This is a genomic window from Pseudaestuariivita sp. (assembly GCF_052825805.1).
Genome location: NZ_JBRBVB010000009.1, coordinates 96126 through 108724, shown reverse-complemented (window position 1 = coordinate 108724; position 12599 = coordinate 96126). Strand labels below are relative to the sequence as shown.

General features: G+C 63.7%; 7 protein-coding genes. 4 read left to right on the top strand and 3 right to left on the bottom strand.

What is annotated here, in order from left to right; all coding sequences use genetic code 11:
• Together ACU0B3_RS10985 and ACU0B3_RS10980 are read right to left on the bottom strand one after the other, a co-directional pair.
• Positions 1-651, bottom strand: coding sequence for a response regulator transcription factor (locus tag ACU0B3_RS10985; protein WP_446260897.1), 651 nt, complete (start codon positions 649-651; stop codon positions 1-3).
• The gene (locus ACU0B3_RS10980) at positions 648-2141 is read right to left on the bottom strand and encodes a cache domain-containing protein (RefSeq protein ID WP_446260896.1); all 1494 of its coding nucleotides are present in this window, start codon (positions 2139-2141) and stop codon (positions 648-650) included. Before ACU0B3_RS10980 ends, ACU0B3_RS10985 begins: the two co-directional genes overlap by 4 nt.
• A gap of 421 nt (positions 2142-2562) precedes the next feature.
• Between ACU0B3_RS10980 and ACU0B3_RS10975 the strand changes: the two genes are divergently transcribed.
• From ACU0B3_RS10975 to ACU0B3_RS10965, 3 genes are all read left to right on the top strand, one after another.
• The gene (locus ACU0B3_RS10975) at positions 2563-3645 is read left to right on the top strand and encodes a TRAP transporter substrate-binding protein (protein ID WP_446260895.1); all 1083 of its coding nucleotides are present in this window, start codon (positions 2563-2565) and stop codon (positions 3643-3645) included.
• 155 nt (positions 3646-3800) lie between these two features.
• Positions 3801-4715: a TRAP transporter small permease subunit gene (locus ACU0B3_RS10970; RefSeq protein WP_446260894.1), complete on the top strand. Its 915-nt coding sequence runs from the start codon at positions 3801-3803 to the stop codon at positions 4713-4715.
• Between the two features lie 17 nt (positions 4716-4732).
• Positions 4733-7087: a TRAP transporter large permease gene (locus ACU0B3_RS10965; RefSeq protein ID WP_446260893.1), complete on the top strand. Its 2355-nt coding sequence runs from the start codon at positions 4733-4735 to the stop codon at positions 7085-7087.
• Between the two features lie 542 nt (positions 7088-7629).
• Here ACU0B3_RS10965 and ACU0B3_RS10960 read toward each other — a convergent pair.
• The gene (locus tag ACU0B3_RS10960) at positions 7630-9912 is read right to left on the bottom strand and encodes a hypothetical protein (protein ID WP_446260892.1); all 2283 of its coding nucleotides are present in this window, start codon (positions 9910-9912) and stop codon (positions 7630-7632) included.
• Between the two features lie 277 nt (positions 9913-10189).
• Here ACU0B3_RS10960 and ACU0B3_RS10955 point away from each other — a divergent pair, with 277 nt between their 5' ends.
• On the top strand, positions 10190-12160 hold the full coding sequence (locus tag ACU0B3_RS10955) for a calcium-binding protein (RefSeq protein ID WP_446260891.1): 1971 nt from the start codon (positions 10190-10192) through the stop codon (positions 12158-12160).
• The last annotated feature ends 439 nt before the right edge of the window (positions 12161-12599 follow it).

Sequence of the window (12599 nt, the reverse complement as noted above, 5' to 3'; positions counted from 1 at the left end):
CTAGCGCGCCAAGCCGGACCCCTGCAGCACGCCGTGTTCGAGCGCGTAGCGGGTGAGGCCGGCGGTGGAGGAGATGCCGAGCTTGCGCTTGATGTTCTTGCGGTGCGTCTCGACCGTGCGCACCGAGATGTCGAGCGCGTTGGCCACCTCCTTGTTCGACTTGCCCTGCGCCAGCTGCAGCAGGATCGTCTGTTCGCGCCCGGTGAGCGCGCCGGCTGCGCCCGGGCTGGGCGTCAGGGAGCCCTTGGCGCCGGTGCAGAGATACGTCTCCCCGGCCATGACTTGCGTGATCGCGCGGTGGATCTCGTCGGTCGGCACGTCTTTGAGCACATACCCCTTGGCGCCGTGGCTCATCGCAGTCGAGATGTACTCGGGGCTGTCGTGCATCGACAGGATGAGCACGTGCGTCTCGGGGCGCTTTTCCAAGAGGAGCTCGGTCGCCGCGAGGCCGGACATGCCGGGCATGTTGAGGTCGAGCAGCACGACGTCGGGCGCAAGCGTGTCGATCTGGTCCACGATGGAGCGCGCATCCGAGAGGGAGGCGAGCACGGTGATGTCGTCATAGCTCTCGAGGATGGCCTCGATCCCTTCGGCGACCATCGGGTGGTCGTCGACAATGACGACGCGGGTGCGGGCGGCTGTCTCGATCATGCGGAAAGCTCCTGCCGGGACGAGGCGTCCTGCCGGGACGAGGCGTCCTGCCGGGATGGCGCATCCTGCGCCTCCGGCTCTTCGGGGGGCAGAACGTGGGTGAGGGGGACCTGCGCCTCGATCACAGTGCCTTGCCGTGTCGAGAGGATGCGCAGGCTGCCGTCCTGCTGCTCCATCCGCTCCTGCATGTTCCTGAGGCCGAGGCCGGGACCGCTGGGCGCGCGTCCCGCGGGCAGGCCGACCCCGTTGTCGGAAATGCGCAAGGTCGCGCCGCGGCGGTGGCCGCGCAGGTCGACGGTGCAGTGCGTGGCGCGGGCGTGGCGTTCGATGTTGGTGAGCGCCTCCTGCGCGATGCGGTAGAGCGCGATCTTGGCATCGGGGTCGAGGCGGTTGCGGAAGACGACGGTGCTGAAATCGGTCTCGATCCCGGTCCGGCTGGCAAAGTCGTCGGTGAGCGCCTTGAGTGCCGGGCCGAGGCCGAGGTCATCGAGCACGCCGGGGCGCAGGTCGCGGCTGATCCGGCGGACCTCGTTGATGGCGCCGGCGAGCTGGTCGATGCCCTTGTCGAGCGAGCCTTCGGCGCGGTTGTCGCCGCTGTGCAGGCGCCGCCGGGTGGCGTCGAGGGCGTAACGCACCCCGACAAGTGACTGGCTGATCCCGTCGTGCAACTCGCGCGCGACGCGGCCGCGCTCTTCCTCCTGCGCGTCGAACACGCGCTGGGTGAGCGCCTTGAGCTTGGTGTCGGCCAGCCGCCGCTCGCGCACCGTGATGAACATGCCGGAGGTAAAGACAAGCAGGAGCGCGGCGAGGGTGATCGCGCCGATGGTCAGGAACGTCTGGCGCACGCCGGCCTCGACGTCCGCCCGCGCGGCCGCGACGGAGGCGAGCACGTCGTCGATGAAGACCCCGGTGCCGACCGCCCACCGCCAGTCCTGCAGGCCCAGCACAAAGGTGATCATGCGCGCTTCCTCCCCGGTCGAGGGCTTGGGCCAGAGGTGCTCGTGATAGCCCGACCCCTGTCGCGCGAGGTCGATGAAGCTGTCGACGATGGGTGTGCCGGCGCTGTCGGTCAGGCCAGACCAGTCGCGCCCGATCATGTCCGTCTGGCGCGGGGAGACGAGGTTGGTGCCGTCGTAGTCGTAGACAAAGAAGAATCCGTCCTCGCCATAGATCATCGCGGCGAGGATCTGCGCCACCTGGTCCTTGGCCCTCTGATCGTCAAAGGGCGCGTTGCCGTAGATGAAGTAGAAGCCGTTGCGCGCCTGCGTGACGTAGTTGCGCAGCTCTTCCTTTTTGGCCTCCAGAAGGCGCGTCTCGAGCTGCTTGATCTCGCGCTCGGCGGTGGCGCGCGATTGCAGCGCGACGAACACGGCGATCCCGGCGACGGCAAGCACGACGGGCAGGGCCGCCACGAGCGACAGCTTCTGTCCGTAGTTCAGACGCGGCAGGAAGCGGGCAAGGCTTCGTGTATCGGCGCGGGTTTGGGCCATGCCGTTTGGTACGGGGGAATCAGCGGCGAATCAAAGTGATTCGTCGGGGCTGATTTGCGGCTTTGGGCGGTGGATCAAGTGTCCCGGGCGGTGTTCAAAAGTATACCGCGCGCCGTACTTGCTTGCCACAGACCAACGTTGCCGGGTGACGGAACCTGACACGCGCGTTAACCTTTTCAGCGCCCGGGCGACATAAAGTTGCGATCTATCAGTGCCTTGCCTTCGATCTGCAAAGAAATGCGCGCTCCGGCTGTGCTTCTGTTTCTCGCGCGCCCCTGAGCCTGCCCCGCCGGCGCTCCGTAGTGGCTCTACGTAGTCATGGGTATTCAGCCTTGCGCGGGATGTGCCTATGGTGCGCCCACTGAAACGATCCGCGCGGTGAGGGAGACCGCCGCGCATCGATAAATCGGGAGGATACCTCATGGATCGTCGTTCTTTTCTGAAAACATCCGCAATTGGTGGCGGCGCAGCTGCCACCACCGCTCTGGCCGCACCGGCATATGCCGCCGGCCACCGCACGCTGACGATGGTGACCTCGTGGGGCCGCGGCCTCGCAGGCGTGTTCGACGCGGCGATGAAGACCGCTGACACGATCAACGCGATGTCCGACGGCACGCTGACGGTCGAAGTCAAAGCAGCTGGCGAACTCGTCGGCGCGTTCGAAGTGTTCGACGCCGTGACCTCGGGTCAGGCCGACATGTACCACGCGGCGGACTACTACTTCATCAACCAGCACCCGGGCTTTGCCTTCTTCACGGGCGTGCCCTTCGGCATGACCGCGCAAGAGCTGAACAACTGGTACTACCACGGCAACGGCCGTGCGCTGCACGACGAGCTGGGCGAAATCTTCGGCCTCAAATCGTTCCTGGCGGGCAACACCGGCACGCAGGCCGGCGGCTGGTTCCGCAAGGAGATCACCGGTCCCGAAGACTTCAACGGCCTCAAGTTCCGCATGCCCGGCCTCGGCGGCCGCGTGCTGGGCGAGATGGGCGCATCGGTCCAGAACCTTCCGGGCGCAGAAGTTTACCAGGCGCTGGCCTCCGGCGCGATCGACGGCACCGAGTGGATCGGTCCCTGGGCGGACGAGAAAGCCGGCTTCCAGGAGATCACCAAGTTCTACTACACCTCCGGCATGCACGAGCCGGCGGCGGGTCTGTCGGTGGCCACGAACCTCGACGTCTTCAACGACCTCAGCCCGGCGCACCAGGCGATGATCGAGTCGGCCTCGGCTTACGCGAACGTCTGGAACCTGTCGCAGTACATGAACAACAACGGCTCGGCGCTGGCGCGTCTGCAGGCTGGCGGCGTTCAGGTCCTCGAGTTCCCGGATTCGGTCTGGAGCGCGATGTTCGAAGCGTCCAAAGCCGTCTACGGCGAGTTCATGGGCGACGAGCTCTTCAAGAAGATCAACGACGACTACTTTGCGTCGATGGACGACAGCTCGGGCTGGATCACCAACTCGGAATCGGCCTACCGCACGCAGCGCGACCGCGTTCGCGGCTAAGCGGGCCAGACCAACCATTGGACCGGGCGCCCTCGTGGCGCCCGGTTCTCAAGGTGGCGCGCGAGGCATGAGACCTTGCCACCACCACCGCTGACTGGCCGGAGCAGCGCCGCGCCGCGGGTCAGGGGGCAGCACACCACACGGGGGGAGGCATCATGCTGGACGCACTTGTCTGGTTCTTTTCCAACATTGGGCTCGCGTTCTACAACTTTGCCTATGCGCTCACGCATCCGGTGTTGTGGCTCGACTGGGTGACCTGGGGCAACACGACCGAAGACAAGCAGTCGGTGCAGCGCCTCGTATATTACGGCGGCTCGGTCGAATTCTTTTTCGTCTGTTTCACGGCTTTCCTGACGGTGACGGCGATCGGGATGTTCTATTCCCGCCAGTTCCTTTGGAAGGTGACGGTGGGCCTCGAGGCGGTCGCCAACACGGTGGGCCGTATCTTTGTCTGGGCGGGCCTGATCATGGTCCTCCAGCAGGTGATGATCGTCCTCTTGCAGCGCATCTTTGCGGTGGCGGAGATCTCCATCGGCCTCGGCAAGACCATGACGTTCGACGTCAGCTGGTGGGCCGAAGAGCTCAAGCTCTACAACGCCATCATCGTCTGCCTCTGCTGCACCTATGCCTTTGTGCAGGGGGCGCATGTGCGGGTGGACCTCGTCTATTCGGCGGTCTCGTATCGCACCAAGCGGGCGATCGACATGTTCGGCTCGCTCTTTCTGATGGCGCCGTGCGCGATCCTGATCTGGATGTACGGCTGGTACTTTCTCTGGCGGCACCTGATCGTGCCGAAGCCGTCCGCTTCGGACGGGCTCGACCGCCTCTTGACCAAGGCGCGCGCGCTGCGCTGGAACGTGGAGACCATCGGGTTCAGCCCAAACGGGTTTAACGCCTACTTCCTCTTCAAGGTGCTGCTGGTGCTCTTTGCGGGCCTCGTCTTCCTGCACGCCATCGCCTTTTTCTACCGCTCGTACCTCGAGTTCGTCGAAGGTGAGGAGAGCGCGGGCAAGTACCTCGACAAAGACAGCCTCGGCGACGGCGAAGAAGCCTACGAAGGCACGCATTAAGGGCAGGGACCAGGGACATGCTTTTCGGACTAGACGGCGTCGAGATCGGCCTCATCATCGTATTCCTGTGCCTCTTTGGCGGGATCCTGTCGGGATTTCCGGTGGCCTTCGCCATCGGCGGGGCGGGGGTGATCTCGTTCGCGATCATCGCCGCGCTCGACAGCGCGGGGCTCTTGATCCACCAGGCCATCGACACCTCCACGCAGGCGTTCAAGGACATCGTGGCGACGGGTGTGCGCCCGGACGACATCTCGGTGTTTCGATACCCGGACCTGCCGCGCATCGCCGAGCCGGTGTTCGTGAGCGGTTGGGAGACCGCGCTCGACCGCAACGTGTCGTTCATCGTGAACCGCATCAACGAGCGCGTGCTCGCCGGACAGTCCATCGAGACGCTGCTGGCGGTGCTGATGTTCGTCCTGATGGGCATCACGCTCGAGCGGTCCAAGATCGCCAACGATCTGCTCACCACCATGGCGCGTGTCTTTGGCCCGCTGCCGGGCGGTCTCGCGGTCTCGATCGTGGTCGTGGGCGCGTTCCTGGCCGCCTCGACGGGCATCGTGGGCGCAACCGTGGTGACCATGGGCCTGCTCGCGCTACCCACCATGCTGCGCAACAATTACTCGCCCGAGATTGCGACGGGGGTCATCGCGGCCTCCGGCACGCTGGGGCAGATCATCCCGCCGTCCATCGTGATCGTGCTGCTCGGGACGCTGGCCGGTGACCTCTACTCGGCCGCGCAGGAAGAGCGGGCACAGTCCGCGGGCTGTTCGGACGCGCTGACGTTCCTTGGCGAGCCTGCGGTTGTGTCAGTTGGCACGCTCTTTCAGGCGGCGCTCTTGCCGGGGATCATGCTGGCTGTGCTCTACGCGCTCTACGCCTTTGGCTACGCGCTGCTCAATCCCGAAAAGGCGCCGGCAGTGGAGATGGAGTCCACCAACTCGGAAGTCATCACCCGCAACGAGGCATTCACCTGGTTCCTCGGCGTGCCTGCGCTGCTGATCGTCGGCACCATTGCGCTGGGTCAGCTGAACATGGTCGGCTCGCAAACCGTGACCGTGTCGAGCTTCTCGGACGCCGGGCAGAGCGCGTCCCTGCGCACGAACGTCTCGGAGCAATGTGCCGCCTCGATGATCGAGTTGCACGGGCAGGAGGCCTGGGACGCGGCAGTCGCCGAGCAGCAGGCCATCGACAGTGCCGGCGGTGTGCAGCAGGCCGAACGCCTGACGCCTGAGCAGCAGGAAGAGGTGCGCCTGCAACGCATCGCGGATGCGGCGCCGATCGGGACCGGCACGGCCGTGCTGATCATCCTGTTGGGTCTGGTGCTGGCCTTTGGCCGCGGCGTCTCGCCGACGTCGGACCCGCGTCCGCTGATGGTCGGTGGCTTTGGCCTCGCGCTGGCGGTGCTCTTTGACCTGGTGATCGTCGGGCCGACCACGAGCCCGGGCCTTTACGTGCTGATCATGGCGCTGCCCTTTGCGCTGGCGCTCTACGGCACGGCGGTGGCGATGGGGCGTTGCGCGCAGAACGAGCTGATCCGCGTCGTCTTCCCGCCGCTGGTGCTGATCGTGGCCGTGCTCGGCTCGATCCTCGGCGGGATCACCAACCCGACGCCGGCTGCGGCGCTTGGCGCGGCGGGCGCGATCATGCTGGCGGCCTATCGCAAGCTGAGGGACCTTGACCGGTCTCCCAAGATCATCATCTGGTCCACGCTGGCGGTCATCATCTGCATCCTGATCGGCGTGAACTTTGACCTGCGGGTGAACCAGGAGGAGGTCGCGCTCGAGAACTGGCTGGGCTTCCTCGCCGCCTACGGCGCGTTTCTCTACGCGTTCTTCGGGCTGCTGTTCTCGTGCTGGATTCTTTACTCCAACGGCATTCTGACTCCTGTAGTGCGGGAGACGGCCAAGGTGACCTCGATGGTCTTCACCATCCTGATCGGCTCGCAGATCCTCAACCTCGTGGTGATCTCGTTCGGTGGGGAGCACTACATCCAGCAGTTCCTGAAGTCGTTCGACAGCGAGTTCCAGGTGTTCCTGATCGTGATGCTCGTGCTCTTTATCCTCGGGTTCGTGCTCGACTTTTTGGAGATCATCTACATCGTGATCCCGATTGTGGGGCCGGTGATCTATGGCGGCACGTTCGATCCCAAGTGGGTGACGATCATGATCGCGGTGAACCTGCAGACGTCGTTCCTGACGCCGCCCTTCGGGTTTGCGCTCTTTTACCTGCGCGGCGTGGCGCCGCCGGAGGTCACAACCGGCCACATCTACCGCGGGATCATTCCGTTTGTGTTGATCCAGGTGGCGGGGCTGGCCTTGCTGTGGTCCTTCCCGGGGATCGTGACGATCGTGCCAAACCTGATCCCGAACTGAATTTGGTGAGAGTTTGCGAAAGGGCCGCCTTCGGGTGGCCCTTTTGCGTATGGGGGTGCGGGGTGGCTCTGTCTTTCGGCAGTGCCCACCTTACGGAGCCTGGGCGCGGGGTAGGGTGGGCATGGCACGGCGGGCGCGTTTTGAGCTGTCGCCGCGGTTTTCGTTGGTCACGTCCGTTCCGATGGTTCGGCACCGCCCACCTTACGGGGCTGGTCGCGCGCCGTAGGGTGGGCAAGGCATAGCGCAGCCGAGTTGAGCCAGAGCCACGCGGGTCTTGCGGCACCACGGGCAACACTCGTTTCGGCACTGCCCACCTTACCCTGGGTGGCGCCGAACCTCATACAGCTGGCTCTGTGGCTTGAGAGATCCGTGACCAAGCGCGGCGAAGGATTGATGTACGATCCTCCAATGACTTGGCGCGACCGGATCGTGTTTCAGTGAGATAAGCCCCCGTCACGCGGCACGAGCCTTTTCGAAGCGCCACCCCAAACACCAAAAGGGCCACCCGAAGGCGGCCCTTTGAAACTCGTTTGTTGGTCAACTTAGAACGTGAACGGGTTGTCGTCGTGGAAGGCTTGGCCGACGAACTCGTCGGTGCCGTCCAGTTCGACGCCCAGCAGGACCACGGTGCCCGCGTCCTTCTGCGTCTCGCCGTTGATCAGGTGGAAGACCGTGTCGACATCGCCGTCACCGTTGAAGTCGTACTGAGCGATCTTGCCCATCACCATCTTCTGGTCGCCCATGAATACAAGCTCGTCGGCGTTCTCGTTGAAGTCGGTGATCTGAGCCACGTCGATGCGCGCGCCTTCGTCCTTGTTGAAGTCAAAGACAAACGTGTCAGCGCCGCGGCCGCCGGTGAGCATGTCCTTGCCGGACCCGTCACCCGTGCCCATGGTCACGATCTTGTCGTTGCCGCTGCCGGCGTGGATGACATCGCTGCCCATGCCGCCGTCCATGACGTCGTTGCCACGACCACCCGACATCTTGTCGTCGCCCGCGCCGCCATAGAGCACGTCGTGCCCGCTGCCGCCGTTGACCAGGTCGTTGCCGGCGCCGCCGTCGATCTTGTCGGCAGTGCTGCCGCCCCAGATCTTGTCGTTGCCTTCACCACCGGAGATCTTGTCGGAGTTCGAGCCACCGCGGATCACGTCGTCACCAGCGCCACCTTCGATGTAGTCCGCGCCGGAGCCGCCGTTGATGACGTCATTGCCTTCGCCGCCGTCGACCTTGTCGGCACCCGAGCCTGCGTTGATCAGGTCGTTGCCTTCGCCGCCGGACAGGGCGTCGTCACCGGAATTGCCGCTGAGCGTGTCGTTGCCCTCGTTGCCCTGGACGTTGTCGTTGCCGGAGCCGCCGTGCATCGCGTCGTCGCCTGCGCCGCCGTACATGGTGTCCGCGTCTGCGCCGCCGTAAGCCACGTCGTTGCCGTCACCGCCGGACATCTTGTCCGTGCCGGAGCCACCGTACATCTTGTCGGCACCTTTGCCGCCGTCGAGCACGTCTGCGCCGTTGCCGCCAACGAGCTTGTCAGCACCGTCTTCGCCATAGAGCTCGTCTGCGCCCATGCCGCCGATCAGGTTGTCGTTGTCCGCGCCGCCGTAGAGGACGTCAGCACCTGCGCCGCCAAGCAGCTTGTCGGCACCGTCGTTGCCCCAGAGCTTGTCGTCGCCAGCGCCGCCGATGATCTTGTCATTGCCGAGACCGCCTTTGATCTCGTCATTGCCATCGGTGCCGTTGAAGGTCCCGCCTTCGGCAAGCTTGCGCTCTTCTTCGGCAGCCGCTTCCTTGGCTTTCTCTTCTTCACGTGCTTTTTGCTTGGCTTCTTGCTCGGCCTTGCGCTTGGCTTCGGCTTCGGCTTGCGCTTTTTCGCGCGCCTCGGCTTCGGCTTTCAGCTCGGCTTCACGCTTGGCAGCTGCTTCTTCACGCTCCTTGGCTTCCTGCTCAAGGCGAGCTTGCTTTTCAGCTTGAGCTTTGGCTTTTGCGTCGGCTTCGGCTTTCTTTTCAGCGTCGCGCTTGGCTTTTTCCTCGGCGCGTGCCTTGGCTTCGGCCTCTTTCTCGGCTTGCTCTTTGGCTTCAGCTTCGGCCTTGGCTTTTGCTTCGGCTTCCTCTTGAGCTTGCTTTTCAGCTTCTTCCTTGGCTTTGGCGTCTGCTTTGGCCTTTGCCTCTGCTGCTTTCTCAGCGTCGCGCTTTGCGTCTTCCTCGGCGCGCTCTTTTTCGCGCTGGGCACGCTCTTCGTCGCGTGCGGCGAGGCGTTCCTGACGCTCTTTCTCGCGGGCTTCGTCGTCAGCCTGGTCTTGCGCTTCTTTCTCGGCTTTAGCTTTTGCGTCTGCTTCGTCTTGCTCGGCTTCGGCTTTGGCGTCCGCTTCGTCTTGCGCCTTCTCTTCGGCTTCCTTCTTGGCCTTCTCTTCTTCTTTCAGCTTGTCCTTTTCAGCTTTGGCAGCGTCTTTTTCTGCACGGCGATCGTCGCGCTCGGCGAGACGCTCGGAGCGCTCTTCGTCCGCGGCGCGGTCACGCTCGGTGCGGTCTTCGGCGCGGTTTTCCTTGTCGGACTCGCGCTGTGCGTCGCGCTCGGCCTTTTCCTTGGCCTTGGCTTCGTCTTCGGCAGCTTTTTCAGCGTCGCGCTTTGCGTCTTCCTCGGCGCGTGCTTTGTCTTTGGCTTCGCGCTCGGCATCGCGCTCGGCCCGACGTTCGTCGCGCTCTTTCAGGCGCTCTTCGCGCGTTTGCTTTTCTTCTTCAGGAGCGGGCTTGGGCTCGGGCGCCGGCTCTTGAATGTTGGATTGCATTTCTTTTTCGTCACCCGGTTGGGCGTTTGCGTTGTCGGACATGTCTGTTTCCCCAGGCCATGATGCGCCCCCACGCAGCAGCAGTCGTCGATTGCGAAATTAACTAAGATTGGGGTCGAAATGGGGCGGAACCGGGGTTCTTTAACGGAACGTAAGCCTGATTGAGACGACTTCTGTGCCGAAACGCGCGCAAAGTTTTCCAAGTGTCAAAAAACAACGTGATCCCGCCCTTTTGGCGCCGGATTCGTGGTTAATACGGTTCGTCATGTTCAAAGCATCTGGGCGGGGGCTTGATGTTTGAACCTGGGGATAAGGTTACATGACACAAAACAACAGTGCAGCACCATCGAGCACAAACCTGCTGTTGCATCCTAAAAGCGTACGCGAGGGATCGCAGACCGGCAAGGACGGTCACGCCAAGGCCGGCGACTCGGTCATCTATGACAATGCCGCCAAGTTGCCCGACGGCACGATCGTCGCGGTCAAGGTCACGGTGGAGAAGCTGTCCAACGAAAATCTGCGCGTCGATCTGACGAACCCGGTCGAGAACCAGGTTTTCCTGATCAACGGCGACCGCAACGACCATATGGAAGGCGAGAGCGTCAAGCTGCGCTTTGACTTCATGGATCAAGAGACCGGCAAGCCGGTCGAATTGGCGGGTAAGGCCACCTTTACCGACATCGACGAGAACAGCGGTGCCGAGCAGGTCATTCTGGACCGCAACGACTTCACTGCCGTCGCGCTCGACAAGGATTCGTCGCTCAAAGTCAGTGTGAACGAGGGCGAGGTCATCATCGCCACCGGCACCGAGCCGAACAATCCCAGCGATCAGGACGCCTGGTTCCAGGCGCAGTTCGATACCACCGAGACGATCTCTGTCTCGCTCGTCGCACCCAAGGTGGGCGCCGGCTACGGCTTTAATGGCGCGGACCTCAAGAACCCGGTCATCACCGAGATCGTCCCGATCTACGGTGGCAAGGACGATTGCCCGGACGGCAACTGCCCCGAGACGATCGAGTGGAAGGCGCCTGAGGATTACAAGGGCAACGGTGCCGTCTACCATGCCTCCGGCAAGGGCAAGACGCCGTTCTCGATCGAAGGCACGCCCGAAGAGGACCGCCTGCAAGGCGCGGCCGGCAACGACACGATCAAGGCGCTCGGCAGCAACGACTGGGTCTTTGGCGGCGACGGCGACGACTGGCTTTATGGCGATGCCGGCGACGACACCGTCAAGGGCGGCGAGGGCAACGACAAGCTCTCGGGCGGCGAGGGCGATGACACGCTGATCGGCAACGAGGGCAACGACATCTTTTACGGCCAGGGCGGCAACGACAAGATGTTCGGCAACGACGGCATCGACTGGATGTACGGCGGTGACGGCAACGACCTCGTGCACGGTGCGGACGGACAGGACTACCTGTCGGGCGCCAACGGCAACGACACCCTGCGCGGCGGTGCCGACAACGACACCCTCGGCGGCGAGGCCGGCAACGACGCGCTAGAAGGCGGCTCCGGCGACGACCAGGCGTATGGCGGCGACGGCAACGACGCGATCAACGGCGGTCACGGCAACGACACGCTCGATGGCGGCAACGGCAACGACAAGATCAAGGGCAGCAACGGCGCTGACAAGATCTATGGCGGCGCGGGCAACGACACCGCGCACGGCGGGGTCGGCCAGGACGTGATCTACGGCAACGGTGGCCGGGACAAGCTCTTTGGCGGCAATGGCGACGACGCCGTGCATGGCGGCAACGGTGCGGACCTCGTCTGCGGCAACGCCGGCAACGACAAGCTCGCAGGCGGCGCCGGCAACGACAAGATGTTCGGTGGCACCGGCAACGATTACATGGATGGCGGCACCGGCAACGACCTGATGGTCGGCGGGCTGGGCAATGACACCATGAAGGGTGGCAACGGCGCCGACCGCCTGGTCCAGCTGGGCAAGGCGAACGGCACCGGCGAGGACGTCCTGACGGGTGGCGCCGGCGCGGACCACTTCGACTTCTGCTGGAACAAGGATGAAGGTTCGTACATCGACCTGACGACCGTGACGGACTTCAACCAGAAGGAAGACAAGCTGTCGTTTGCCGCCAAGGAGAAGACGTACCTGGCGGAGGTCCAGTTCGACGACTTCAACGGTGACGGCGTCAAGGACACGCTCTTGTCGTTCAAGAACGCGTCGACCGACAAGGATGTGGGCGACGTCCTGCTCCTGTCGATCGCGCTGGAAGAGGCCGAGGCCATGGTCGGCGAAGGCTTCAACCACGATCACCCGATGATCTTCTAAGGTTTGCTCAGAGACCTTTTGAAAGGGCCGCTCCCCCGTGGGCGGCCCTTTTGTTTGTTATTAAAGGGAAGGTTCGGATGGAGCGCGCGGACCTACGGTATGCCGTAGCGAGGAGAAAAGTGCCGATGGAGATCGCAGGCTGCCAAGCCTGGACGCTCGTGTAGGTTTGCCGAGTTTAGCAAAGTCAAAGGCAAGACCGGCTGCGTCAAATTGCAAAGTACCCGCCATGTTTGCCTTTAGGAACTTCCGCTTAAACCAAAGCGCCCGCCTGACAGGCACTGTCAGGCCGCGCCGACCCGCCCCCATGGGGCGGCGCGATTGCGCCACCCCTCGGGTCGGCGCGTGAACGACCGAGTCTTGTTGCACAAGCTAGATGCACACCGGCACCAAGCTAGGAGGGTTTTATGCCTCAAAAGCAAAAAGGCCGCCCGAAAAGGAG